This is a genomic window from Curtobacterium sp. MR_MD2014 (assembly GCF_000772085.1).
Taxonomy (GTDB): domain Bacteria; phylum Actinomycetota; class Actinomycetes; order Actinomycetales; family Microbacteriaceae; genus Curtobacterium.
Map to the genome: position 1 here is coordinate 1,209,898 of NZ_CP009755.1, position 24,193 is coordinate 1,234,090.

Sequence of the window (24,193 nt, forward strand, 5' to 3'; positions counted from 1 at the left end):
CGACACGGAACGGGGGACGTGACGAATCTCGGTGTCAGCCCGTCTCATCCGTGAACAGCAACCGCTGGGAACGAGTCCCGGCGGGTCCTCGAAGGGAGACACCAATGGCTGACACCACCACCAACCTGACCGCTGCCACGACCCGCTCGGCGGGCACTCACGCCTCGGCTGCAGGCACCTCGGGCAAGACCACGATCGACGACACCGTCGTGTCGAAGGTCGCCGGCATCGCCGCTCGTGAGGTCAACGGGGTGCACTCGCTGGGCGGCGGCGCTGCCCGTGCGATCGGCGCGATCCGTGACGCGATCGGGCAGCGTGACCACGGTCAGGGCGTCAAGGTCGAGGTCGGCGAGAAGCAGGTCGCCGCGGACGTCGTGATCGTCGCGGAGTACCCGGTGTCGCTGCAGCAGGTCGCTGACGGTGTCCGTTCGTCGGTCGCCCGTGCGCTGGAGCAGATCGTGGGCATGGAGGTCGCCGAGGTGAACGTGACCGTCCAGGACGTCTTCATCCCGGGTGATGACGACGACAACGACGACAAGAAGGAGTCCCGCGTTGAGTAACACACTCGTCGGCGCGCTGATCGGCGCCATCCTCGCCGTCGTGGCACTGCAGTTCGGGTTCTGGGGCTTCGTCCTGGTGATCGTGTTCGGTCTGATCGGTGCCCTCGTGGCCGCGATCACGACCGGGAAGATCGACCGCGGTGCCCTGACCGACGTGCTGACCGGACGCCGGAGCTCCCGGTGAGCGCCGGCCCGGTAGGAGTCGACGCGACTGCCGTCCCGGGCCGCGTCGAGATCACCGCACGAGCGCTCACGGCGCTGGCGCGGGCAGCCGCAGCCGAACAGCTCGGCGTGCCCGCGAAGCGTCTGCGCGTGGGACTCGACGACGACCGGGGGTCCATCGTCCTCGACGTCACGGGTCCCGTGCGCGAACAAGCCGACATCGTCGCCGCGGCCGCTGCCGCCGCTGACGCGGTGGGTCGCAGGGTGGGCGAGTTGGCGGGACGTCACGTGGGTCGGACCCACATCGAACTGACCGGGATCGTGCGTGCGCACGAGGGCCGGGTCCGGTAGGAGACAGAGCACATGAGCACCGAACAGCTCGAGAAGCGGCTGCGTCGTCGCAGCATCCACCGGTCCCGGTCCACCGCGGTCGCGATCACCCTGGTCGTCGTCGCACTGGTCGCGGCGTGGATCGGCACCGAAGCGGTCCTGAAGGCCATCGGGCAGCAGCCGCTGCTGGCGGACCCGCAGACCGTGGTCGACACCGCCCTCACGCCCGACGCCGCGTTCACCACCATCATCGAGGTCATCGCCGCCGCCCTGGTGATCCTCGGCATCGTCCTGGTCGTGCTGGCCCTCAAGCCCGGCCGGCAGCCCCGGTCCGGGATCGACCGTGACCGTGGTGCGGTCGTGATCGACACCCGCATCCTGGCCTCCACCGCCGCGAACGCTGCCGCCCACGCAGCAGGCGTCCCGGAAGCCAACACGACCGCGTCCGCTCGTGGGCACCGCACCCAGGTGCACGTGGTGCCCCTGTCCGGCATCCCCGTCGATGCCAGCGCCGTCGAGCACGCCGTCGGGGACCGGCTCGGTCGCCTCGGCGGCAAGCACGGCTCGTCGGTGCAGGTCACCGTGGAACAGAAGGGAACCCTGGCATGACCACCACCAACCGCGGCGTCAACCGGGTCCTGCTGCTCCTGATCGGCCTGGTCGCCATCATCGTCGGTGTCACCATCGGCGCCGGGGTCCTGCAACCCGTCCGCGACGCCCTCCAGCCGTACCTGACGCTGCCGCAGCAGGTCACCGTGCCCGACCAGGCACTGTGGATCATCGCCGCGGTCTGCGCGGTGGTCATCGTCCTCGCCGTGATCGTGGTGTTCACTCGCGGTGGCGGCGGCACCAGCGTCGCGGTCCGGGAACGCTCCGGCGAGGACCAGGTCACCGTGAACGTCGCCCTCGTGCGAGACGTCATCGACCACGAACTCACCGGCGTCCACGACATCGTCGCCGCGAAGGTCGACACGTACCTGGTCAAGAAGACCCGCGCCGCACGCATCCGGGTCCACGTCCGCCGCGGCGGCGACGCGGTCACCGTCCTCGACGCCGTCGACCACGCCCTGACCACCCTCGACCAGACCCTCGGCCGACAGATCCCGGTCCTGGTCCACCTCACCGGCGGCACCCGCACCGCACTGGCACGCACCACCCGCGTCCAGTAACAGCACCACCAGCACCACGCAGCACCACCCACCGGCCGGGGGACGCCCGACGTCCCCCGGCCGTTCCGTGCCCGGAACCGGCCGTCCACACAGCCGCAGCCGAACCCGGGAGGCGACCCGAGCCTCCCGTCCGCAGACCCAGGAGGAGACCCCACATGGCACGCAACCACGGAGCCGTCAGCGCATCGACCTCGGAACAGCGTCGCGAGGACGCTGCCGAGTGGAGCCCGCTGGCCCGCTACCTGTCCGAGTTCTTCGGCACCTTCCTGCTCGTGCTCGGCGGCGTCGGTACGGCACTCTTCGCCGCGAACTTCCCGAGCGACACCGACAACCAGTCCGGCGTCGGCTTCCTCGGCGTCGCACTGGCCTTCGGTCTGACGCTCGTCGCCGGCATCGCCGCCGTCGGGCACATCTCCGGCGGCCACTTCAACCCGGCCGTCACCCTCGGCCTCCTCGCCGCCGGGCGCACGGACCTGCGGCACGTGGCCGGCTACATCGTGTCGCAGGTCCTCGGCGGCCTCGCCGCGACCAGCATCATCGCGATCGTGCTCTCCGGGAAGGCCGGCGCCTTCCGGGCCGCGCACGACGCGGGCTTCGCCTCGAACGGCTTCGGCAGTGCCAGCCCGGGCGGGTACGGCCTCGGCGCCGTCTTCCTGACCGAGGCGGTCCTCACCGGGGTCTTCCTCGCGGTGATCCTCTCGATCACCGCCAAGCAGGAGTACCAGGCCCTCGCCCCGATCGGCATCGGCCTCACCCTGACCCTCATCCACCTGGTGAGCATCCCGGTGAGCAACACCTCCGTGAACCCCGCACGCTCCGTCGCTGCCGCGGTCTACGGTGGGGCCACGCCGCTCGCCCAGCTCTGGGTCTTCATCGTCGCACCGGTCCTCGGTGCGGTCGTCGCCGGCCTGATCGTCCGCGTCGGCGGTCGCCGCCGCATCACCGGCTGACCCCACGCGGTCACACACCGAGAGAAGGAGAACAGCATGCGCAACCGCATCATCGTCATCGGGCTCATCGCCCTGGTCGGCATCTGGATCGGGTCCCGGTCGAACCGGCCCGTCGTGAAGAAGACGAGCACGGCCGAGACCATCCGCAAGGCCTGGAACGACCCGCACGCGCGGAAGCAGCGCGCGAAGCTCCGCAAGAAGATCGAGAAGGCCGCCTCGCACTGACGGGGCGACCACGGACGGGAGGCGCGGTGCCAGCTGGCACCGCGCCTCCCGTCCGTTGCTTCACCTGGGCCGACGGCCGAGCAACACTGCGGCGAGCAGCGCGGCCACTCCGAGCAGCACCAACGGCAGGGCCGTGACGGTGAGCCACGTCGCGGTCGGTTGATCCGCAGGGCTCACGAACGCGCCGACGAGCGCCAGCGTCGTTCCTGCACCCGAGAGGAGTGCAGCGATGCACAGCAAGCTGGTCCTCAGGCGATCTCCGGACACGGTCTTCTCCTGCCGTTGGTCATTGGTTGTTGCACCAGACCACGGATCCCGGCGGGATGTTGTGGATGACGGTGCCTCGCCCGCGAGACGAGCATGCGGTCAGCACGCCGCCGGCGACTGCGAGACCGGCAGCGATGATGCCTGCCGCAGCTCCTCCGAGACCGGTCGCGGCGGTGATGATCCCGATGGCGGTCGCGACTCCCGCAGAAGCTCCGAGCACGCCGAGCAGTCTCGTGGTGTTGCAAGAGTTGAGGTAGACGTTCAGCTGGATCCCGGTGTGGTCCCACCGATTCTTCCCGGCGCAGGCGCGCACGACGGCGGTCGACCGTTCCACCTCGTCAACGAGCTGGCGGTCGACCGCAGCGTGCCGACTGGCGAGACCGACCAGCGACCGTCCGGTCGCGAACGCATCGACTGCCTCGGTGGACACGCCGATTGCGCGCGCACGATCTCCATCGAAGACGCCGTCGCTGCCGATCGCACTCGACAAGGCGGCCCCGAGGGAAGCAGCCGAAGGGTCGGATGGTGCAGCGTGGGCCGGTGACACCGACGCGACCGAGGCGACGAGCGCGACCATGAGCGTCGCGACGCCGAGGTGCTTCCATCGTGCACAAGTGGTGATGATCGATCTGGCCATGACTTCCCCGTTCGTACCGCCGTCTGCGGTCCGACCACTGTCCATCCTGAGCCGGTCGAGGTCAAACATCACATTGTGAATATCAATTGACCAGCGTGCAACTAGTCAGCTTGCTGGGCGAGGGCGGATCAGTCCGCGCCCGTGAGCGCGGCCGCGTAGGCCCGTACCGATCGGTTGTAGCGGGGGAGCGTCGGCTCGACGGCCTCGATCGCCACCCGGAGTGCCTCGTCCACCTGCCCCGCGCTGTGCAGCGCGAGCGCGAGGAAGACGCGAGGGGCCGCTCCGGTCGCTGGGTGCGGTGGGGTATCGCGGAGCATCGCGATCGCATCGTCGATCCGGCCGAGGTTCCGGAGGGTCGACGCGTGCTGCACGACCAGCCGTGCGGCACGATCGGGGTCGACGGTGCCGAGCCCCGCCTCGGTCGCCGCGGCGTACTGCTCGTGCGCGGCGGCCTCCTGCCCGCCGGAGTCGTGTGCGCCACCGAGCTCGAACGAGCCGAGCGCGGGGTGGGGTGCGACCGCTGCGAGCTCGCGCATCCGGTCGATCCGGGCAGCGTCGTCCACGGTGTCGTCCGCCCACAGCGACGCGACGCGTGCTTCCCAGTGGGGGTCGGAGGGTCGTGGCTGCGGGGTCGTGGTGTCGCTCACACGGTCACGCTAGCGGCACCGCTCCGACGCGCGACCATCCGGTGGACGTAGCCCTGCGCGCATCCGGGGCACCGGGATGCGAAGATGCATCGTTGCCCACCGACAGGACGACGAGGAACCCATGGGACACGACGACGCCGCGCCGCTCCTCGACGGGCGCTATCGACTCGAGCAGGAGATCGGACGTGGCGGCATGTCCGTCGTGTACCGCGCCACCGACGAGGTGCTGCACCGTCCCGTCGCCGTGAAGCTCTTCCACCCGGGCTCCGTCGACCTGGCACGGCAGGAGGCAGAGCTCGGCGTCCTCGCTGCGCTCGAGCACCACGGGCTGGTCGGGTTGCTCGACGCGGGGGTGGTCGACGTCGTCGGCAGTGGTCCGCGACGCTTCCTCGTCATGTCGCTCGTCGTCGGACAGGACCTGGAGGCGCGGCTCGAGGTCGGACCGCTCTCCGCGAAGCACATCGCCGAGATCGGCTACGACATGGCCGAGGCGCTCGAGTACATCCACCCGCACGGCGTCGTGCACCGCGACATCAAGCCGTCCAACATCCTGCTCGTGGACTACGGCACCGGCTCCGACCGGGCCCGCGCACGGCTGACCGACTTCGGGATCGCCCTGGCCGCGGGGGTCGAACGGCTCACCGCTGACGGTGTCACGACGGGCACGGCTGCCTACCTCAGCCCCGAGCAGGCCCGGGGTGCGGACGTCGGTCCCGCGAGCGACGTGTACTCGCTCGGTCTCGTGCTGCTCCAGTGCTTCACGCGACGCCGCGAGTTCCCGGGGTCGCTCGTCGAGTCCGCCATCGCCCGGCTGTCGCGCGACCCGGTCGTGCCGGAGCCGCTGCCGGAGCACTGGAAGCACCTGCTCCGCGCGATGACGGCGCAGGACCCGACGGAACGGCCCCTCGGCGCGCAACTCGTCGCGATGCTGCGCGACGTCGTCATCACCGAGAGCGCTGCAGCCGACCCCGCGGCCACCGGCGCCCGGTCCGATGCCGCCCCCGCTGCGACCGCGACCGCCGACGCAGGCCCCGCCGAGCCGACCCCAGCCGCCCCGGCGGACGCCCGCCCTGCCACGCTCGACTCGCTGCCCGAGGAGTCGCTGCAGCGGACCGTGGCGATGGCCGCACGGCTCTTCGACGCTCCGATCGCCCTGGTCGACGTGCTCGACGAGGACCGTGAGTGGTCGCAGTCGTGGATCGCCGAGGGGGTCGACGAGGCAGCGCGCAGCATCAGCTTCCGCAGCGGCTTCGCGCCGGTACCCGTCCCCGTGGTGATCCCGGACGGGTCCGTGCACCCGGAGATGCGGCAGAGTCCGCTCGTCACCGGGCCGCTCGGCATCCGGTTCTACGTGAGCGTGCCCCTGCTGCGGCACGACGGCACCGCGGTGGGGACCCTCGCCGTGCTCGACGTCCGTCCGCGTGAGGCGTCCGAGGGTGACCTGGCGAACCTGCGCGACCTCGCCGCGCTGGCCACCACGCAGCTGGAACTCCGCCAGGAGTCCCTGCGCACGACGAGCGACGCACTGCCGCTCGACGGCGGGCGCTGACCCGCGTCAGGCGCCGGGCCGTCCGTCCGACCAGGTCATCGCCCGGTCCGCCTGCTCGGCCGTGATCCGGGTCACCGCACCGCAGTTGGTGCACTCGTTGCGGTGCGAGCGCGACAGCGGGACGAGCGGGACGAAGAACAGGCTGAGCTTCGTCGTGCGGCGCACCACCCGCTGCGCCGCGAGGACGCCGCACACCCCGCAGACGAAGCGGACCACGGTGAGCAGGGTGTCGGAGCCGCGGGTGCCGAAGATCAGGAACACACCGCGAGGCTACGCGGACGGCGCAGACGGACCGTCAGCAGTCGCAGACCGTCACGCGGAACGACCGCACGAGCGGCTCGTCCGGTCGGACCACGACGGGGGAGCGCCAGGCGAGCGCCGAGCCGACCGCGGGGTACTCCGCGACCCGGACGAACCACGGATCGCGGTGGTCCAGCGCCTCGACGAGCACGTGCGCCCGTCCGCCGGCGAAGGACCCGGTCCACGCCACCCACGGCGCGACCGAACCGTGCACGCGGTCCTCGCCCGCGCCGTCGGGGGTGCGGACCACGACGTCCGTGCAGGGCGCGAACCGCAGGAACCAGCCGCCGTAGCCGGCACCGGCGCGACCGTGGCTGGCCGGACTGCCCAGTTCGACCGGTCGGGCGCCGGGCACGCGGAGCGTCGACGTCCACTCGAGCTGCCAGCCGTCCGGCGTCGCACACCACCCGAGCGCGCGGTCCTCGCGGAGCAGCAGCGCGCCGGCCGGGTCGCGCCAGTCGGTGCCGAGCCGCACCCGGGCGCCGTCCGTCTCGGAGGGGCCGACGGTCGCGGTGCCGTGGTCGTCCTGCCACCGGTAGCCGGGACCGTCCACGTACGTCGGTCCACCCCAGCAGTTGACGCCGTCGAGGTCCGGGAACGCGACGCCGAGGCCGCAGTGCCAGGGGTGGTCCTCGGGGTGACGGTCCGTGAGCACCACGCCGCCGAGGGTCCGCACCGGGTGCAGGAAGGGCCGCGGCACCCAGGCCGGCGGGACGTCCGCGCCGTCGTGGAGCTCGCCCACCCGGACCCCGGCGACGTCGAGCGGCACGACGACGCCGTGCGCCGTGCCCGTGCCCTCCGTGTCGTTCGTCCCCACCTCGCCGACGCTACGCGTCGACCTCCGCCGGCCGCCGCCGCACGAGCACGACGCTGTCCACCGTCTCGTGTCGCTCCCCGTCCGGTCCGGTCGCCGATCGCGGTCGGCCCTCGGCGACCAGGACGTCCCACCCGTCGTCGAGCCGCAGCGCCGCCAGGTCCTGCTCGGGCGTCGGGAAGCGGTAGGACCGCATCTCTTCGGGCACGTCGCGGTGCGGCGGAGCGGCGTGGGCGGTGACGAGCAGGTGCCCGCCGGGAGCGACCGCCGTGGTCGCCCGGTGCAGGATCGCGTCGCGGGGGATGCCGACCGGCCACGACTGCAGGAAGGATGCCGTGACCAGGTCGAACCGCTCGTCGGGAGCCGGGCTCCAGGTCGCCAGGTCGGCGGCGACGAACCGGGTCCGTCCGGCCACCCCGGCCGACCGCGCCGCACGGTCGGCGCGGTCGACGGCGGTCTGCGACAGGTCGACACCGGTCACCGTCCAGCCCTGCTCCGCGAGCCAGACGACGTCGCCGCCCTCACCGCACCCGAGGTCGAGTGCCCGGCCGCCACCCGACGGTAGTCCGGCGACCACGTCGGCGAGCACCGCGTTCACCCGGCCCGACCAGATCCCGTCCCGTTCGGCGTACCGGGCCTCCCACCAGTCGCGCGCCGTGCCGCCCCCACCCGGAGTGCCGTCGGGGCGGGCCGGGGTGTGTGCGTCGGCGGGGGCGGAGGGATCGTCGTGCGTGCGCATCCACCCAGTCGACCGCGCACCGGAGCGCACCGCAAGGATCCTTGCCGGACCGGCAACGGCGGCCCGCCGCGATCAGGCCCGGACCGGCGACGGCAGCCTGTCGCGAGTGGCCGCCGGACGGGAGGCACACGGCCGCCCGCCACGCGCCTCCCGTCCGTCGCACACCGGACGGACGGCCGACGACGTTCCGTCCGGAGTGCGCGGCCTGGGTGTCCGGTGTCCGCGGTGCCGTCCGGCGGCGCGTACCGTCGCCGGCACGACGAGATCGTCCGGCGGCCACGCCATGCGGGGGCCGCCAGGGTGGACACCACGCCACCCCGCGACCCTGCCGGCCGGACTCCGGACGGCGCAGGACGCCAGGCGGTCGTGATGCAGGGAGCACGACATGTCGACGTACCAGACGGACGAGCGGGTCGAACCGGTCCGCGTCATCACCTACCGGCACCTCCGCCGCGCCGCGCGACGGGGTTGGGCGGTGCCCGAGGGCACCCCGGCGCCGTCGCTCGCGGACCTGGGGCGGGTCCGCGGACCCAGCCGCGGCGACCGCACGTGATCACCGCGACCGTCGACCCGCCCGCGGAGGACCGGTCGACCGAGCAGCGCCGGACCTCGGTCCGACAGGTCGTGCACAGCGGCACGGAACCCGGCGGGGCCCGCATACTCCACGAGGACGTGTACGACGCCCACGACCTGTGGTGCCGTCCCGACGGGGACGCCCCCTTCAGCTACCGGTACCGTGCCACCGGGGACGGGCGGGTGAGCCTGCGGACCTCGTCGGTCTCGGCGCACCACGGCGGTGTGCTCGACCCCGGTCGGCAGTACCTGCTCGCGTGGTCGGTCGAGGGCGGTGTCGTGCTCGACCCGGACCGCGAGGACGGCGTCACGCTCCGCCCGGGCGTCCCGGTGATGTGCCCGGCGGGTCGTCCCTTCTCGGTGGCGGCGCCGCCCGGCACCGTGCACCTGGTGCACTTCGACGCGGACTTCCTCGAGGCCGTCGCGGTCGTCGGCGGTGCGGCCGTCCCCGTGCCGCTGGCGTTCCCGGCCGCCGTGCCGTCCGCCCGCCTCGCGCCGTTGCAGCGCACGCTCCGCGAGCTCGCCGGTGCGATGCTCGACGTCGACGTGGTCGACGGAGAGCGGGCGGTGCTGGACCTGCGACTCGCCGAGGCCGTCCTCGAGGCGTTCCGCCCCGACCCCGACGGCGGTGTCCCCGACGGCTCCGTCGCCACGCTCGAGCGGGCGAAGGCGTACATGTACGCGCACTTCGCCCGCCCGCTCAGCACCGCGGAGATCGCCGCCGGCGCCGAGTCCAGCGTCCGAACGCTGCAGGAGACCTTCCAACGGCACGAGGCATCGACGCCGACCGCGTTCCTCCGGGACCTCCGGCTCGACAAGGCCCGGATCGCGCTGCAGCTCGCCGACGCACGGGAGACCTCGGTGGGAGCCGTGGCGTCCTCCTGCGGCTTCCGGCACATGGGGCGTTTCTCCGGCGCGTACTCCGCGCGCTACGGGGAGCACCCGGGGGAGACGCTGCGAGGGCAGCGACGGATGATCGCGGTCGCCGGGACCCCCGGTCGCACGCGGGGGTCCCAGCCGGGCTGAGCCCGCCCGTCTCCCTCGCCTGTCCGGATCCGCAGGTCGGTCGGGAGGCACCCGGCGCGTCCACCGCGCAGCCCCGGTCCGCCCCATGCTGCGCTGGGTAGCGTGCAGGGATGCAGCGGACGTCACCGAGCACCGGGACCGGCGGGATCGCGGTCGCCGTGCGCGGCACCGGCGCCCCGGTCCTCGTCCTGCACGGCACCCCCGGCGGGATCTCCTCCGCCGAGGCGATGGCCCGCTTCCTGCCCTCCGACCGCTTCCGCGTCGTGACCCTCGCACGACCGGGCTACGCGGGGACGACCCTCGAGCCGGACCACCCCTCGCTCGACGACGAGGCCGACCGGTACGCGGCGCTCCTCGACGGGCTCGGCATCGACCGTGTCGCCGTGCTGGCGTGGTCCGGCGGCGGCCCGGCTGCCTACCGGTTCGCGGTCCGCCACCCGGACCGGATCCGGACGCTCGTCGTCGTCGCCGGGCTGTCCGCGCGGTGGGTCCCGCCGAAGCCGTCCTTCGCCGAGTGGGTCGTCGCGTACACCCGGGTCGGTGCGGCGCTCGCCGCGTCCGCCGCGCGACTGCTGCCGTCCGTCGTCGTCCGCACCGCCGAGGCCGGCGTCAGCTCCCTGCGCGGGCGGGCACTCACCGCACACGTCGCGGACGTCCTGCACGACCGGCCCCGGCGCCGGGTCCTGCTCGACCTGTCCTCGAGCGGCAACGCGGGCGGGCGCAACCGTCCGGGGTGGGACAACGACGTGCGGGTGCTCGGAGCGGTGGACGACCTCGAGCTCGGGGCCGTCCGGGCACCGACGCTCCTGGTGCACGGCGACGCGGACACCGAGGTCCCGATGGAGCACAGTGCCCGGGCCGCTGCGACCGTGCCCGGAGCCGAGCTCCTCACACTGCCCGGCGGCACCCACTTCGGGCTCTGGGACCACCACGACGCGGCCCGCGTGCAGGAGCGCGTCCGGAGCCACCTCGAGCGCGCCTGACCGCTGCCGCGCCTGACCGCTGCGTACCGGCTCCGCTCGCTCGGGGAGGGCTGCGCCCGACCCGGCAGGCTGAGACGAACCGCAGGAACCGGACGCTCCAGCCCTGGCGGTCACAGCTTCGTGACCAATACGTTATCTCCCTGAGCCGGTCGACCACCCGTCGCCCGATCGCGGAAGGAACCATGGGACGACACGCACTGCCCGCAGCCCACGACGGCGCACGGTCGGCAGCACCCGAGCCGACCGCACCCGGATCGTCGGGACCCGCGGAGCTGCGGCGTCCCCGCGGCCGTCGCGCCGCCCTCGGCCCCGCGGTCGCCCGTTCCTCCTTCGTGCAGCCCGCGAAGCCCGCGCGCACGGTCGCGCTCGCCGCACCGCGCCCGGTCGCGTCGACCGCCGTCGCCGGCGCCGCGGTGCTCTCACGCTCCGCAGCACTCCGCGCCGAGCGGGCTGCCGACCCGCGGCACGTCCGCCGCGCCGCGAACGCCAAGCGTGCGGCGATCCTGCTCGCACCGGCGCTCGCCGTGACGTCGACGCTGACGCTCGCGGTCCCTGCGGACGCGGCCCCGGCGACCACGACGAGCAGCTCGTCGTCCACCGTCACGGCTGCGGACGACGCGCAGTCCTTCACCGTCGCCCGCGACGTCGAGGTCCCCGTCGTGCAGACGGACGGCATGACGACCACCACGACGATCGTGTCCTACCCGACGATCGTCACGAAGTACGGCGTCACCACGCAGCAGGCCGAGGCGGCCATCTCGAAGGTGCTGTCGGCGGGCGGCAAGCGCGCCACGATCGTCTCGACGGCGCTGCAGTACATGGGGGACCCGTACGTCGAGGGCGGCGCGAGCCACTCCGGCATCGACTGCTCGGGACTGACGATGGTGGCGTACGCGGCCGTCGGCATCCCGCTCGTCCACTACGTGCCGTCGCAGGACGCGGTCGCCACGACGATCCCGCAGTCCGAGGCCCTGCCGGGCGACCTCGTGGTGTTCGACAACGAGGACCACGTCGGCATCTACCTCGGCGACGGCATCGTGCTGCAGGCGCCGCACCCCGGCGACCCGGTCGACATCGTGCCGCTGTACCCGAACGCCCACCACTTCGCGCGTCTGCTGCCCGCGGGGGAGTGACGCGTCGACGGGGAGTTGCGCACCTCCCGTAAACTGGAGTGATGGCCACCGAGACCCGCACCCCGTTCGAGGAGCAGCGCTCCACGCGTCCGCAGGTGCGCCCGCGCACCGAGGGGTGGACCCAGGCGCAGGACTCCGAGGGGCGACCCCTCCTGCAGTTCGCGTCGCCGAAGCGCGGCAAGCCGCCGGTGCACCTCGCCGACATGACCATCGAGGAGCGCGTCGCGAAGGTCAAGGAGCTCGGCCTGCCCGGCTTCCGCGCCAAGCAGCTGTCGACGCACTACTTCACGCACTGGTCGTCCGACCCGGCGACGATGACCGACCTGCCGGCAGCCCAGCGCGAGGAACTCGTGGCCGGGATGCTGCCGCCGCTCCTCACGGAGACCCGGCGTCTGGCGACGGACAAGGGCGACACGATCAAGTTCCTCTGGAAGCTGCACGACGGCGCCCTGGTCGAGTCGGTGCTGATGCGCTACCCCGGTCGCATCACGCTCTGCGTCTCGTCGCAGGCGGGCTGCGGCATGAACTGCCCGTTCTGCGCGACCGGCCAGGCAGGGCTGACGCGCAACATGTCGACCGCCGAGATCATCGAGCAGATCGTCCGGGCGAACGCCGCGATCGCCGCCGGTGAACTCGGGGGCGACCCACGGAAGGGCGGGCAGGACCGCGTCGACGCCGAGCGCGTCACGAACATCGTCTTCATGGGGATGGGCGAGCCGCTCGCCAACTACAAGCGGGTCATCGAGGCGGTGCGCACGATGATCGCCCCGCAGCCGCACGGTCTCGGGATGAGCGCGCGCGGCATCACCGTCTCCACCGTCGGCCTGGTGCCGGCGATCAAGAAGCTCGCGGACGAGGACATCCCGCTCACCTTCGCCCTGTCGCTGCACGCGCCGGACGACGAGCTCCGCGACGAGCTCATCCCGGTGAACTCGCGGTGGAAGGCCGACGAGGCGATCGACGCCGCGTACGAGTACTACGCGAAGACCGGTCGACGGGTCTCGATCGAGTACGCCCTCATCAAGGACATGAACGACCACGCTTGGCGCGCCGACCTGCTCGCCGAGAAGCTCAACGCGCGTGGCAAGGGCTGGGTGCACGTCAACCCGATCCCGCTCAACCCGACGCCCGGTTCGGTCTGGACCTCGTCGGAGCCCCACGTGCAGGACGAGTTCGTCCGCCGGCTGAACGCCGCGGGCGTCCCGACGACCCTGCGCGACACCCGCGGCAAGGAGATCGACGGCGCGTGCGGCCAGTTGGCCGCGGCGGACGAGACGGACGTCTGAGTCGACGATCGGTCGGACGGGAGGCACGGCGCGGGTCCGCACCGTGCCTTCCGTCGTTCCCGGGTCGCGTCGGCACGCGTGCCACCGCCGTCCGGCACCCGTCGGTCCGCGGCTCGGTACCCCTCCTCCCGCGAGTCCTCGGGGAAGTCGGGGGACGACACGCCCGGGATGTGGGTGGTGTTGGTGGTGTGGTCGAGCCGTGCGTAGAGTAATCACTCGTTGCCGCTGAGGCGGAGAACGGAACGGCCGAGACGGTCACCGGGTTCACCTGGGGATCTTGTCCGCCGCGGTTCTTCCCCGGCAACGAACTTCCAGCCCCTCTGATGAGGTGCCACTGTGGTGGTGCTGAGTGGGGGGTGCGTCTGGTCCTTGAGAACTCAACAGCGTGCACATTGTCAATGCCAATTATTTTGACCCCGTGCGATCGCAGCTTCGGTTGTGGTCGTCGGAGACAATTCCTTTTGGATTGAAGATTGTCAGTAGACAGTCAACAGTCAGAATCAACTCGGTTCGGCGCTTTCGGGTGTCGGATCTGTAATTTTTTACGGAGAGTTTGATCCTGGCTCAGGACGAACGCTGGCGGCGTGCTTAACACATGCAAGTCGAACGATGATCAGGAGCTTGCTCCTGTGATTAGTGGCGAACGGGTGAGTAACACGTGAGTAACCTGCCCCTGACTCTGGGATAAGCGTTGGAAACGACGTCTAATACTGGATATGATCACTGGCCGCATGGTCTGGTGGTGGAAAGATTTTTTGGTTGGGGATGGACTCGCGGCCTATCAGCTTGTTGGTGAGGTAATGGCTCACCAAGGCGACGACGGGTAGCCGGCCTGAGAGGGTGACCGGCCACACTGGGACTGAGACACGGCCCAGACTCCTACGGGAGGCAGCAGTGGGGAATATTGCACAATGGGCGAAAGCCTGATGCAGCAACGCCGCGTGAGGGATGACGGCCTTCGGGTTGTAAACCTCTTTTAGTAGGGAAGAAGCGAAAGTGACGGTACCTGCAGAAAAAGCACCGGCTAACTACGTGCCAGCAGCCGCGGTAATACGTAGGGTGCAAGCGTTGTCCGGAATTATTGGGCGTAAAGAGCTCGTAGGCGGTTTGTCGCGTCTGCTGTGAAATCCCGAGGCTCAACCTCGGGCTTGCAGTGGGTACGGGCAGACTAGAGTGCGGTAGGGGAGATTGGAATTCCTGGTGTAGCGGTGGAATGCGCAGATATCAGGAGGAACACCGATGGCGAAGGCAGATCTCTGGGCCGTAACTGACGCTGAGGAGCGAAAGCGTGGGGAGCGAACAGGATTAGATACCCTGGTAGTCCACGCCGTAAACGTTGGGCGCTAGATGTAGGGACCTTTCCACGGTTTCTGTGTCGTAGCTAACGCATTAAGCGCCCCGCCTGGGGAGTACGGCCGCAAGGCTAAAACTCAAAGGAATTGACGGGGGCCCGCACAAGCGGCGGAGCATGCGGATTAATTCGATGCAACGCGAAGAACCTTACCAAGGCTTGACATACACCGGAAACGGCCAGAGATGGTCGCCCCCTTGTGGTCGGTGTACAGGTGGTGCATGGTTGTCGTCAGCTCGTGTCGTGAGATGTTGGGTTAAGTCCCGCAACGAGCGCAACCCTCGTTCTATGTTGCCAGCGCGTTATGGCGGGGACTCATAGGAGACTGCCGGGGTCAACTCGGAGGAAGGTGGGGATGACGTCAAATCATCATGCCCCTTATGTCTTGGGCTTCACGCATGCTACAATGGCCGGTACAAAGGGCTGCGATACCGTAAGGTGGAGCGAATCCCAAAAAGCCGGTCTCAGTTCGGATTGAGGTCTGCAACTCGACCTCATGAAGTCGGAGTCGCTAGTAATCGCAGATCAGCAACGCTGCGGTGAATACGTTCCCGGGCCTTGTACACACCGCCCGTCAAGTCATGAAAGTCGGTAACACCCGAAGCCGGTGGCCTAACCCTTGTGGAAGGAGCCGTCGAAGGTGGGATCGGTGATTAGGACTAAGTCGTAACAAGGTAGCCGTACCGGAAGGTGCGGCTGGATCACCTCCTTTCTAAGGAGCATCTGACCGGCCCTGCTCTGCAGGTGTCTGGTTCAGGCGCCGAGTAACCCGAACGTGGTTGCCGGTAGCTCATGGGTGGAACATTGACAGTGCAGTCGGGAGCGTAGCTTCCGGCCCTAGTACGCCAGCTTGCTGGTTGGGACGGGTCGGGGTGAGCGGGTCGGCTGGTGCACGTTGTTGGGTCCTGAGGGACCAGGCTTCCTGTTGACACGTGAGTGTTGGCGGGGGTTGGGCCTACGGGTCCTTCGTTGGGCCAGGGTGAACCTACCGGTTGGTGGGGGAGTGCTGGTGCCGATCGTATGTTGAGAACTACACAGTGGACGCGAGCATCTTAGATCGCTCGTGATGATGACCGGCCTTCGGGTTGGTTGTTGTTCGAGTCGATCGCAATTTTAATCTTTGTGGTCAAGTTTCTAAGAGCAAACGGTGGATGCCTTGGCATCTGGAGCCGAAGAAGGACGTAGAAATCTGCGATAAGCCTCGGGGAGCTGATAATCGAGCTGTGAGCCGAGGATTTCCGAATGGGGAAACCCCGCCAGGCGACTTGTCGACCTGGTGACTCCCGCCTGAATATATAGGGCGGGTAGAGGGAACGTGGGGAAGTGAAACATCTCAGTACCCACAGGAAGAGAAAACAACATGTGATTCCGTGAGTAGTGGCGAGCGAAAGCGGATGAGGCTAAACCGATCATGTGTGATAGCCGGCGGGCGTTGCATGGTCGGGGTTGTGGGACACGTCGCTCAGTTCTGCCGGACTGGGACGGTTACAGCGCATCATAGTCGAACCGGTTTGAAAGCCGGGCCGTAGTGGGTGCCAGCCCCGTAGACGAAATGGTGTTATGGCCGGATGTGTATCCCAAGTAGCACGGGGCCCGAGAAATCCCGTGTGAATCTGTCAGGACCACCTGATAAGCCTAAATACTCCCAGATGACCGATAGCGGACAAGTACCGTGAGGGAAAGGTGAAAAGTACCCCGGGAGGGGAGTGAAATAGTACCTGAAACCGTTTGCTTACAAACCGTCGGAGCCTCCTTGTAGGGGTGACGGCGTGCCTTTTGAAGAATGAGCCTGCGAGTTAGTGATATGTGGCGAGGTTAACCCGTGTGGGGCAGCCGTAGCGAAAGCGAGTCTGAATAGGGCGATTCAGTCGCATGTCCTAGACCCGAAGCGAAGTGATCTATCCATGGCCAGGTTGAAGCGACGGTAAGACGTCGTGGAGGACCGAACCCACTTCAGTTGAAAATGGAGGGGATGAGCTGTGGATAGGGGTGAAAGGCCAATCAAACTTCGTGATAGCTGGTTCTCTCCGAAATGCATTTAGGTGCAGCGTTGCGTGTTTCTCGCCGGAGGTAGAGCTACTGGATGGCCGATGGGCCTCAACAGGTTACTGACGTCAGCCAAACTCCGAATGCCGGTGAGTGAGAGCGCAGCAGTGAGACGGTGGGGGATAAGCTTCATCGTCGAGAGGGAAACAACCCAGACTACCAACTAAGGCCCCTAAGCGTGTGCTAAGTGGGAAAGGATGTGGAGTTGCACAGACAACCAGGAGGTTGGCTTAGAAGCAGCCACCCTTGAAAGAGTGCGTAATAGCTCACTGGTCAAGTGATTCCGCGCCGACAATGTAACGGGGCTCAAGCACACCGCCGAAGTTGTAGATTTCGCACACAGACAAGCCTTCGTGGTTCAGTCGTGCGGAGTGGTAGGAGAGCGTCGTGTGGCGAGTGAAGCGGCGGAGTAATCCAGCCGTGGACGCCACACGAGTGAGAATGCAGGCATGAGTAGCGAAAGACGGGTGAGAAACCCGTCCTCCGAAAGACCAAGGGTTCCAGGGCCAGGTTAATCCGCCCTGGGTAAGTCGGGACCTAAGGCGAGGCCGACAGGCGTAGTCGATGGACAACGGGTTGATATTCCCGTACCGGCGAACAACCGCCCAAGCTAATCCAGTGGTGCTAAGAGTCCTAACCCGGGTTACCGGATCCCTTCGGGGTGATGGTGTCCGGTCTAACGCTCGACCCCATGCTGGTGCGGCTAGCGTATGAACAGGTGTGACGCAGGAAGGTAGCTGAGCCAGGCGATGGTATCCGTAAGGTGAACCTGGTGTAAGGATGTAGGGCTGACGATAGGCAAATCCGTCGTCTGTGTGCCTGAGATCCGACGCGTACCCGTCAGGGGAAATCAGTGATCCTATGCTGCCGAGAAAAGCATCGACGCGAGGTTGCAGCCGCCCGTACCCGAAACCGACTCAGGTGGTCAGGTAGAGAATACCAAGGAGATCGAGAGAATCGTGGTTAAGGAACTCGGCAAAATGCCCCCGTAACTTCGGGAGAAGGGGGGCCGGACACGTGATACGACTTCTCGTCGTTGAGCGTTGAAGGCCGCAGAGACCAGTGGGAAGCGACTGTTTACTAAAAACACAGGTCCGTGCGAAGTCGCAAGACGATGTATACGGACTGACGCCTGCCCGGTGCTGGAAGGTTAAGAGGAAGGGTTAGCCTCAGGGCGAAGCTCTGAATTTAAGCCCCAGTAAACGGCGGTGGTAACTATAACCATCCTAAGGTAGCGAAATTCCTTGTCGGGTAAGTTCCGACCTGCACGAATGGCGTAACGACTTCCCAGCTGTCTCAACCGCGAACTCGGCGAAATTGCACTACGAGTAAAGATGCTCGTTACGCGCAGCAGGACGGAAAGACCCCGTGACCTTTACTACAGTTTGGTATTGGTGTTCGGAGTGGCTTGTGTAGGATAGGTGGGAGACTGTGAAGCGGGCACGCTAGTGTTCGTGGAGTCATTGTTGAAATACCACTCTGGTCACTTTGGATGTCTAACGTAGGACCCTGATCGGGTTCATGGACAGTGCCTGATGGGTAGTTTAACTGGGGCGGTTGCCTCCCAAAGAGTAACGGAGGCGCCCAAAGGTTCCCTCAACCTGGTTGGCAATCAGGTGGCGAGTGTAAGTGCACAAGGGAGCTTGACTGTGAGACTGACAGGTCGAGCAGGGACGAAAGTCGGGACTAGTGATCCGGCAGTGGCTTGTGGAAGCGCTGTCGCTCAACGGATAAAAGGTACCTCGGGGATAACAGGCTGATCTTGCCCAAGAGTCCATATCGACGGCATGGTTTGGCACCTCGATGTCGGCTCGTCGCATCCTGGGGCTGGAGTAGGTCCCAAGGGTTGGGCTGTTCGCCCATTAAAGCGGTACGCGAGCTGGGTTTAGAACGTCGTGAGACAGTTCGGTCCCTATCCGCTGCGCGCGTTGGAAATTTGAGAAGATCTATCCCTAGTACGAGAGGACCGGGATGGACGAACCTCTGGTGTGTCAGTTGTTCTGCCAAGGGCACCGCTGATTAGCTACGTTCGGACCGGATAACCGCTGAAAGCATCTAAGCGGGAAGCCGTCTTCGAGATGAGATTTCCATGCACCTTGAGTGTGAGAGGCTCCCAGCAGACTACTGGGTTGATAGGCCGGATGTGGAAGCGGGGACTAACGACCCGTGGAGCTGACCGGTACTAATAAGCCGAAGACTTGACAACACAACTTTTACCGTCGCCCCTTGTGGGTGGCGGGCTCGCGTCCACTTTGTGGTTCCCGACAGACGATCGGGAATCAAACTGAATACTTCAGCAATGCTCTGAAGGAACAATGGTTTGATCCAGGATCTGGGTCGACAGTGTTCCGGTGGTCATAGCGAGAGGGAAACGCCCGGTCACATTCCGAACCCGGAAGCTAAGCCTCTCAGCGCCGATGGTACTGCAAGGGGGACCTTGTGGGAGAGTAGGACGCCGCCGGACTCAACTTCAGCAACACCAGGAAACCCCTGACCGTGACCGGTCAGGGGTTTCCTGCGTTACCGGGCCGACCCGCATCGAGGCTGATGCTGTCGCGTGTTTGCCGGCTTCTCGAGTCGTGTCGGCCAGGATGATCGTGTGGGGGACTGGTGATCATGATGATCCGCGGGGAGCCGACACTGCCGTGGCCGGACGTGCGGTGGGACCGTCTGGCGATCGTCGGCAACCTCGTGTTCGAGGTTCCGGACGACTGGACGGCGATCGCAGGGCCGGGTGCGGTCGAGCTCGCACGTGCCGGGTCCACCATGACCCTGCGCCACGTTCATGCGCGTGGTGCCGACCCTGCTGTGGGGTTCGCAGCCGTGGCAGCGGATGACCACGAGGCGCTGCTCATCGAAGGCGCTCCGGAGCGGTTGGCCGTTCTGCGGAGCACGGGAACGATCTTCGACGTCCGGTACGGCAGTGTCGGGTCGACAGCAGTGCGCATCGCGTCACGCGGGCCGATCGACGAGTGGCCGCTGGCGGTGCAGGTCATCGACGACGTGCTGCGGTCGCGATGGTCGACCGCCTCGGTTGAGCGATCAGCAGCGATCCCGCCGGCAGACCGCGTCGGCGGCGCGGGCTCCACGAGCGGCAGCGCTGCGTCGGAGGGGCGTGATCGTGCGGCGGCGCTGCTCACGGTCCGTGGGCCGGACGGATTGTTCGAGCACCTCGTGCAGGTGGAGGACCGCGGGGTCGTCCCCGGACGGGTCCGACGGTCGGAGGTGGGTACGGCTGCTCGCGCTGCCGGTCTCACAGGACGCTTCGGCGCGCTGACGTCCGCCGGTGCCGCGCTCCTGCGTCCGGCGCACGGCCCGGAGGACCTGCTCGTCGTCGAGTCCCGGACGCGCGACGTCGTGACGAGGCGATGGCGCGCATGGCTCAGCAAGGGTTCGGCACTCGTCGTCGAGGACGGCGACGGGCACAGCGCGATGGACGTGATCCCGCACGGGCTGCTCAGCCGGGAGCTCCTCGCGTGGTTCGGCGTCGATCCGAGCTGGGTGATCGAGGACCAGGAGCCGGCGACGGTCCCGCTCGCCGCCCTGGACGATCGTGACGGTCCGTGCCCGAGCGAGGTCAGCTGGATGCAGGCTGCCTGGCCCGTCCGCGACTGGCACACCGTCCGCGGGTGGGGCGAGCGCCGGCAGTTCGCAGTGCTGTCGATCGTGGTGCCGGGCATCGGTGTCTTCGACCGGGAGATCGACGGCGACACGGTCACCATGCGGCCGTCCTCGCCGGCGGCGTTCGCGCGGGACGTCGTCCGGTTCCTGACGGTCGAACGGCGCGACCTGGCCTGAGCGCAGGCGTCTGCCGCTCCTCAGGGCAGCAGTCCGAGCTCCATCGCGCGGGTGACCGCCCGGGTACGGTCGTTCACGCCGAGCTTCTCGAACACGTGCCCGAGGTGCGTCTTCACCGTGGTCTCGCTGACGAACAGCGTGCGCCCGATGGCGGGGTTCGAGTTCCCCTGCGCCACGAGCTGGAGCACCTCGAGTTCGCGCGGGCTCAGCGCCGGCCCGACCGAGGCCCTCGCGGTGGTCCGGCGCACGAGCGCTGCAGCTGCGGAGGGCGCGAGTGCGGTCTCGCCCCGGGCTGTCGCACGGAGGCCCGCGAGGATCTCGGACTCGGGCGCCGCCTTGAGCAGGTAGCCCGAGGCGCCGGCCTCGATCGCCGCCAGGATCTGATCGTCGGACTCGTACGTGGTCAGGATGAGCACACGGATGCCCGGCTCACGCGCGAGGATGCGTGCCGTTGCCGCGTCTCCGGTGCATCCGGGCATCCGGAGGTCCATCAGCACGACGTCGGGACGCTCCGCCAGGACGGTCGCGACGGCTCCGTCACCATCGCTGGCCTGCCCGACGACCTCGACGTCGTCGGCGTCCTGCAGCAGGGCGACGATGCCCGCGCGGACGATCGGGTGGTCGTCCGCCACCACGACCCGGATCACCGCGTCGCTCCGGAGACGGAGGACTGCTCCGGTGCGGCCGGGAGGCTCGGTTCGGCTCCGGCCGGGACCGACGCTTCGATCGCGGTGCCGGTCCCCGGTGTCGACGTCACGACGCAGGTCCCGCCCGCCAGGGCGAGTCGGTCGCGCAGCCCACGCAGGCCGTGCCCGACGGTCGGTGCAGCGGCGTCGAAGCCGACGCCGTCGTCCTCGACACGCAGGACGACGCACCGGCCGTCCACGTGCAGTGCGACGCGCGCCGAGGTGGCCCGAGCGTGTGCGCGGACGTTCGCCAGTGCCTCCTGACCGACGCGGAGCAGGACCACCTGCGCGTCGCGGTCGAGCGGGCAGTCCGGCGCGTCGACCGCGACCGGGATGCCTGTCTCGCGGGTGAAGCGTTCGCCGAGCCGGTGCAGCGCAGCACCCAGGCCGTCGCTGGCGACCCCCGCGGCGCCGGCCGCGACCAGGGTCCGCGATTCCTCGAGCGCGGTCCGGGCGGACTCCTCGAGCACGGCGAGGCGCTCGTCGAGCCGGTCGGACCGGTCGGCAGCGAGGTCGGCGCGTGCCCGCTCGGTGAGCATGACGATGCCGGCGAGGTCCTGCGCCACGGTGTCGTGGATCTCGCGGGCCAGGCGTTCCCGTTCGCTCGTGACCCCGGCAGCGCGGTTCGCCTCGGCGAGGGACTGCTGCGTCGCCTCGAGCTGCTCGATGAGCCTGCGGCGCTCGTCGGACAGCCTGGCGATCCGGGAGATCCAGAGCCCGAGCGCGCAAGCGCCGAGGACGCTGATCGCTTCGATGATGATCGTGCCGGCGAGGGCGTCCAGGCCGGATGCTATCTGCAGGCCGACGCCCGACGCGATGCCGATGGCGACCGAGACCCAGACGGCGGTACGGACGCGCTCGACCTGGCACCATGCCACGGGGAACAGGACGGACTGGATGAACGCGGTGCTCGGTACGACCGCGGGCAGCGCGAGGGCGACGACCACGAGCAACGGCACGAAGGCTGCTGCGGCGCGGGGCTCGTCGTACCCACGCCAGCCGTACGTCACGTACGCCAGGGTGAGCAACCCGAGGGCGACGAAGGCAGGCCAGCGTGACGGCCAGGGCGACCAGTCGGTCGCTGCGATCACCGACACGAGCGCGACGGCGACTGCCACCGCGACGTGCAGTCCCCAGTTGCGGTGCCTGGTGATCCGGTCCATGCCGACAGCATCCCATCGAGTGCGGCCGGTGCGGGCGTTCTCCACAGCCACGATCAGGAGTCCCGCCGGTTCCACCGGAACGTCAGCAGGCACGCGATGGTGCCGACGACCAGCCATGCTGCCAGGACGAGGACTCCGAGTCCGAGGTGCCACGCGCCTCCCGGCTCGGCGGACGCGAACGCGTCCGGCAGGAAGACCGAGCGCATCCCCGATGCCATCCAGCGCAGCGGGAACACGCTCGCGACGGTCTGCAGCCAGTCGGGCAGCTGGGTGAAGGGGAGGTACACACCGGAGATGAACTGCAGGACCAGGACGATCGGGACGACGGTGGCGGTGGCGCGGCGGCCCTCGCGGGGGAGCGCCGAGATCGCGATGCCGAGGACGCTCGCCGTCGCGACACCCAGGAGCATGATGCCGGCGAACCGCGCCCACGCACCGCCGTCGGTCGGCAAGTCGACGCCGAAGACGACGCCCGCGACGACGAGGAGCAGCGCGGTCTGCACGATCGAGGTCACGAGGACCATGCCGATCTTGCCGACGAAGTAGCTCACGACCGGCAGCGGGGTGCCGCCCAGGCGCTTGAGCGTCCCGTCGCTGCGCTCGCCGGCGATGTCCACGCCGAGTGCCTGCGTGCCGGAGAGCAGGAAGCCGGTGGCGACGAGTCCGGGCAGGTAGTAGGTGGCGTAGTCGACGCTGACGCCCGGCCCCGCCTGGATGTCGTCGGCGCTGCTGAAGGCCACCGAGAACAGCGCGAGCATGACGATCGGGAAGAGGAAGGTGAAGAAGACCGAGTCCGGTGCGCGGAAGTACGACCGGAGCTCGTACGCGATGCGGTGGGCGCCGAGGCGGATGCTGACTGCGGGGTTCATGCTGCGTGCTCCGAGATCATGGTGAGGTAGACGTCCTCGAGCGAGGGGCGGACGACCTCGAGCGCGTGCATCGGGGTCGTGGCGCTCCGGACCAGTGCGGTGGGGTCGGTCGTCCGGCGCTCGTGCCGCGCGCCGGTATCGTCCTGCCACCGGACGATCGGTGTGCGTGCGTCCTGTCCACCGATCGCGTCGATGGGGGCGACGTCGAGCAGTCGTCCGCCGGCGAGCACGGCCGCGCGGTCCGCGAGGTGCGCGGCCTCGTCGAGGTAGTGCGTGGTGAGCAGGACGGTGGTGCCCTCGGCGCTGACACTGCGGATCAGCTGCCAGAACTGCCGGCGGGCCTCGGGGTCGAAGCCGGTGGTCGGCTCGTCGAGGAACAGGACCTCGGGTCGGCCGATGATCCCGAGGGCGACGTCGACGCGGCGGCGCTGCCCTCCGGAGAGGCGGCTGATGCGGGTGTTGCGCTGGGCCTCGAGGCCGGTGGCGGCGAGGAGTTCGTCCACAGGGCGGCTGCGCGGGTACAGGTGCCGGAAGTGCTGCAGCTCCTCGGCGACGGTGACGTTCGGGGACTCGCCGCTGGTCTGCAGGACGATGCCGACGCGGGCGTTGTGGCTGCGACTGGCGTGCGCGGGGTCGTGCCCGAGGACCCGGACCTCGCCGCCGGTGCGGGATCGGAAGCCCTCGAGGATCTCGACCGTGGTGGACTTGCCGGCACCGTTCGGGCCGAGCAGCGCGAAGGTCTCGCCGGGGGCGATCGTGAAGGAGACGTCGTCGACGGCGGTCTTGCCGCCGGGGTACTGCTTCGTGAGGTGCTCGACCGTGACGGCCGGTGTGGTGGACATGCGTCCAGCCTGACGGGCGGAAGGCTCCGGCGGATCGGAGGGGCGGGCGGAGGTGCATCCTCCGATCGGAGGATGCCGCGTTCAGCGC

The 24,193-nt window shown here is 68.6% G+C and carries 24 protein-coding genes and 3 rRNA genes; 17 read left to right on the forward strand and 10 right to left on the reverse strand.

Translation table 11 applies throughout. The annotated features are described in order from the left end of the window. Positions 1-104 precede the first annotated feature (104 nt). The 7 genes from NI26_RS05580 to NI26_RS05610 all read left to right on the forward strand — a co-directional run bounded on the left by NI26_RS05580 (position 105) and on the right by NI26_RS05610 (position 3,396). Positions 105-560 (forward strand): Asp23/Gls24 family envelope stress response protein, encoded by a 456-nt coding sequence (locus tag NI26_RS05580; RefSeq protein ID WP_066653406.1) that lies wholly within the window; start codon positions 105-107, stop codon positions 558-560. After that, positions 553-744 (forward strand): DUF2273 domain-containing protein, encoded by a 192-nt coding sequence (locus NI26_RS05585; protein WP_058728059.1) that lies wholly within the window; start codon positions 553-555, stop codon positions 742-744. Before NI26_RS05580 ends, NI26_RS05585 begins: the two co-directional genes overlap by 8 nt. Further along, positions 741-1,073 (forward strand): hypothetical protein, encoded by a 333-nt coding sequence (locus tag NI26_RS05590; protein ID WP_066653408.1) that lies wholly within the window; start codon positions 741-743, stop codon positions 1,071-1,073. The genes NI26_RS05585 and NI26_RS05590 overlap by 4 nt, the downstream gene beginning before the upstream one ends. A gap of 12 nt (positions 1,074-1,085) precedes the next feature. Beyond that, positions 1,086-1,661: a DUF6286 domain-containing protein gene (locus NI26_RS05595; RefSeq protein WP_066653411.1), complete on the forward strand. Its 576-nt coding sequence runs from the start codon at positions 1,086-1,088 to the stop codon at positions 1,659-1,661. Continuing rightward, a complete protein-coding gene (locus NI26_RS05600) occupies positions 1,658-2,221 on the forward strand; it encodes a hypothetical protein (RefSeq protein ID WP_066653414.1) in 564 nt (187 codons plus the stop codon). The genes NI26_RS05595 and NI26_RS05600 overlap by 4 nt, the downstream gene beginning before the upstream one ends. A gap of 155 nt (positions 2,222-2,376) precedes the next feature. After that, a complete protein-coding gene (gene aqpZ, locus NI26_RS05605) occupies positions 2,377-3,171 on the forward strand; it encodes an aquaporin Z (RefSeq protein ID WP_081984767.1) in 795 nt (264 codons plus the stop codon). A 36-nt stretch (positions 3,172-3,207) separates the two neighbouring features. Beyond that, positions 3,208-3,396, forward strand: a complete 189-nt coding sequence (locus NI26_RS05610; protein WP_066653419.1) for a hypothetical protein — start codon at positions 3,208-3,210, stop codon at positions 3,394-3,396. A 60-nt stretch (positions 3,397-3,456) separates the two neighbouring features. On the opposite strand, the gene NI26_RS05615 is transcribed toward NI26_RS05610, so the two are convergent. From NI26_RS05615 to NI26_RS05625, 3 genes are read right to left on the reverse strand one after another with little or no spacing between them, the layout of a single operon-like run. Continuing rightward, positions 3,457-3,663 (reverse strand): hypothetical protein, encoded by a 207-nt coding sequence (locus tag NI26_RS05615; RefSeq protein WP_066653422.1) that lies wholly within the window; start codon positions 3,661-3,663, stop codon positions 3,457-3,459. Between the two features lie 19 nt (positions 3,664-3,682). Beyond that, entirely contained in the window at positions 3,683-4,369 is a 687-nt protein-coding gene (locus tag NI26_RS05620) for a hypothetical protein (RefSeq protein ID WP_144411264.1), read from the reverse strand. Positions 4,370-4,428: 59 nt separating this feature from the next. Further along, entirely contained in the window at positions 4,429-4,947 is a 519-nt protein-coding gene (locus NI26_RS05625; RefSeq protein WP_066653427.1) for a tetratricopeptide repeat protein, read from the reverse strand. A gap of 121 nt (positions 4,948-5,068) precedes the next feature. Between NI26_RS05625 and NI26_RS16160 the strand changes: the two genes are divergently transcribed. After that, positions 5,069-6,496: a protein kinase domain-containing protein gene (locus NI26_RS16160; RefSeq protein WP_081984769.1), complete on the forward strand. Its 1,428-nt coding sequence runs from the start codon at positions 5,069-5,071 to the stop codon at positions 6,494-6,496. Positions 6,497-6,502: 6 nt separating this feature from the next. Here NI26_RS16160 and NI26_RS05635 read toward each other — a convergent pair whose 3' ends face one another. From NI26_RS05635 to NI26_RS05645, 3 genes are read right to left on the reverse strand one after another with little or no spacing between them, the layout of a single operon-like run. Then, positions 6,503-6,757: a hypothetical protein gene (locus NI26_RS05635; RefSeq protein ID WP_066653429.1), complete on the reverse strand. Its 255-nt coding sequence runs from the start codon at positions 6,755-6,757 to the stop codon at positions 6,503-6,505. A gap of 34 nt (positions 6,758-6,791) precedes the next feature. Further along, a complete protein-coding gene (locus tag NI26_RS05640; RefSeq protein WP_066653431.1) occupies positions 6,792-7,613 on the reverse strand; it encodes a PmoA family protein in 822 nt (273 codons plus the stop codon). Between the two features lie 10 nt (positions 7,614-7,623). Beyond that, positions 7,624-8,349, reverse strand: coding sequence for a class I SAM-dependent methyltransferase (locus NI26_RS05645; protein ID WP_081984771.1), 726 nt, complete (start codon positions 8,347-8,349; stop codon positions 7,624-7,626). 385 nt (positions 8,350-8,734) lie between these two features. On the opposite strand from NI26_RS05645, the gene NI26_RS16810 reads away from it, so the two are divergent. The 9 genes from NI26_RS16810 to NI26_RS05685 all read left to right on the forward strand — a co-directional run bounded on the left by NI26_RS16810 (position 8,735) and on the right by NI26_RS05685 (position 20,545). Next, entirely contained in the window at positions 8,735-8,902 is a 168-nt protein-coding gene (locus tag NI26_RS16810) for a hypothetical protein (RefSeq protein WP_158407739.1), read from the forward strand. Continuing rightward, positions 8,899-9,948, forward strand: a complete 1,050-nt coding sequence (locus NI26_RS05650) for an AraC family transcriptional regulator (RefSeq protein ID WP_066653433.1) — start codon at positions 8,899-8,901, stop codon at positions 9,946-9,948. The genes NI26_RS16810 and NI26_RS05650 overlap by 4 nt, the downstream gene beginning before the upstream one ends. 110 nt (positions 9,949-10,058) lie before the next feature. Then, on the forward strand, positions 10,059-10,931 hold the full coding sequence (locus NI26_RS05655) for an alpha/beta fold hydrolase (RefSeq protein WP_066653436.1): 873 nt from the start codon (positions 10,059-10,061) through the stop codon (positions 10,929-10,931). A 182-nt stretch (positions 10,932-11,113) separates the two neighbouring features. Continuing rightward, complete coding sequence (locus NI26_RS05660) at positions 11,114-12,064, forward strand: C40 family peptidase (RefSeq protein WP_066653438.1); 951 nt, start codon at positions 11,114-11,116, stop codon at positions 12,062-12,064. Between the two features lie 41 nt (positions 12,065-12,105). Further along, positions 12,106-13,350 carry a 23S rRNA (adenine(2503)-C(2))-methyltransferase RlmN gene (gene rlmN, locus NI26_RS05665; RefSeq protein WP_066653440.1) on the forward strand — a complete coding sequence of 415 codons (1,245 nt, stop codon included), beginning with the start codon at positions 12,106-12,108 and terminating at the stop codon, positions 13,348-13,350. 541 nt (positions 13,351-13,891) lie between these two features. Then, positions 13,892-15,413 (forward strand): 16S ribosomal RNA (locus NI26_RS05670). Between the two features lie 412 nt (positions 15,414-15,825). Next, positions 15,826-18,953: ribosomal RNA gene (locus tag NI26_RS05675) — 23S ribosomal RNA — on the forward strand. A 141-nt stretch (positions 18,954-19,094) separates the two neighbouring features. Next, positions 19,095-19,211: ribosomal RNA gene (gene rrf / locus NI26_RS05680) — 5S ribosomal RNA — on the forward strand. Together the 16S, 23S and 5S rRNA genes form the textbook arrangement of a ribosomal RNA operon. A 146-nt stretch (positions 19,212-19,357) precedes the next feature. Continuing rightward, positions 19,358-20,545, forward strand: coding sequence for a hypothetical protein (locus NI26_RS05685; protein WP_066653442.1), 1,188 nt, complete (start codon positions 19,358-19,360; stop codon positions 20,543-20,545). A 20-nt stretch (positions 20,546-20,565) separates the two neighbouring features. On the opposite strand, the gene NI26_RS05690 is transcribed toward NI26_RS05685, so the two are convergent. The 4 genes from NI26_RS05690 to NI26_RS05705 are packed head-to-tail and all read right to left on the reverse strand — an operon-like array spanning position 20,566 to position 24,105. Continuing rightward, positions 20,566-21,192, reverse strand: coding sequence for a response regulator transcription factor (locus tag NI26_RS05690; protein ID WP_066653444.1), 627 nt, complete (start codon positions 21,190-21,192; stop codon positions 20,566-20,568). After that, complete coding sequence (locus tag NI26_RS05695) at positions 21,189-22,394, reverse strand: sensor histidine kinase (protein WP_066653447.1); 1,206 nt, start codon at positions 22,392-22,394, stop codon at positions 21,189-21,191. Before NI26_RS05695 ends, NI26_RS05690 begins: the two co-directional genes overlap by 4 nt. 53 nt (positions 22,395-22,447) lie before the next feature. Then, positions 22,448-23,263 carry an ABC transporter permease gene (locus NI26_RS05700; RefSeq protein WP_066653450.1) on the reverse strand — a complete coding sequence of 272 codons (816 nt, stop codon included), beginning with the start codon at positions 23,261-23,263 and terminating at the stop codon, positions 22,448-22,450. After that, entirely contained in the window at positions 23,260-24,105 is an 846-nt protein-coding gene (locus tag NI26_RS05705; protein WP_066653455.1) for an ABC transporter ATP-binding protein, read from the reverse strand. Before NI26_RS05705 ends, NI26_RS05700 begins: the two co-directional genes overlap by 4 nt. Positions 24,106-24,193 lie beyond the last annotated feature (88 nt).

Coding starts and splice junctions, on each gene's coding strand:
- NI26_RS05580 (WP_066653406.1), top strand. CDS start 105: ATGGCTGACACCACCACCAACCTGACCGCTGCCACGACCCGCTCGGCG.
- NI26_RS05595 (WP_066653411.1), top strand. CDS start 1,086: ATGAGCACCGAACAGCTCGAGAAGCGGCTGCGTCGTCGCAGCATCCAC.
- NI26_RS05600 (WP_066653414.1), top strand. CDS start 1,658: ATGACCACCACCAACCGCGGCGTCAACCGGGTCCTGCTGCTCCTGATC.
- aqpZ (WP_081984767.1), top strand. CDS start 2,377: ATGGCACGCAACCACGGAGCCGTCAGCGCATCGACCTCGGAACAGCGT.
- NI26_RS05610 (WP_066653419.1), top strand. CDS start 3,208: ATGCGCAACCGCATCATCGTCATCGGGCTCATCGCCCTGGTCGGCATC.
- NI26_RS05620 (WP_144411264.1), bottom strand. CDS start 4,369: ATGTTTGACCTCGACCGGCTCAGGATGGACAGTGGTCGGACCGCAGAC.
- NI26_RS16160 (WP_081984769.1), top strand. CDS start 5,069: ATGGGACACGACGACGCCGCGCCGCTCCTCGACGGGCGCTATCGACTC.
- NI26_RS05645 (WP_081984771.1), bottom strand. CDS start 8,349: ATGCGCACGCACGACGATCCCTCCGCCCCCGCCGACGCACACACCCCG.
- NI26_RS16810 (WP_158407739.1), top strand. CDS start 8,735: ATGTCGACGTACCAGACGGACGAGCGGGTCGAACCGGTCCGCGTCATC.
- NI26_RS05655 (WP_066653436.1), top strand. CDS start 10,059: ATGCAGCGGACGTCACCGAGCACCGGGACCGGCGGGATCGCGGTCGCC.
- NI26_RS05660 (WP_066653438.1), top strand. CDS start 11,114: ATGGGACGACACGCACTGCCCGCAGCCCACGACGGCGCACGGTCGGCA.
- rlmN (WP_066653440.1), top strand. CDS start 12,106: ATGGCCACCGAGACCCGCACCCCGTTCGAGGAGCAGCGCTCCACGCGT.
- NI26_RS05695 (WP_066653447.1), bottom strand. CDS start 22,394: ATGGACCGGATCACCAGGCACCGCAACTGGGGACTGCACGTCGCGGTG.
- NI26_RS05700 (WP_066653450.1), bottom strand. CDS start 23,263: ATGAACCCCGCAGTCAGCATCCGCCTCGGCGCCCACCGCATCGCGTAC.
- NI26_RS05705 (WP_066653455.1), bottom strand. CDS start 24,105: ATGTCCACCACACCGGCCGTCACGGTCGAGCACCTCACGAAGCAGTAC.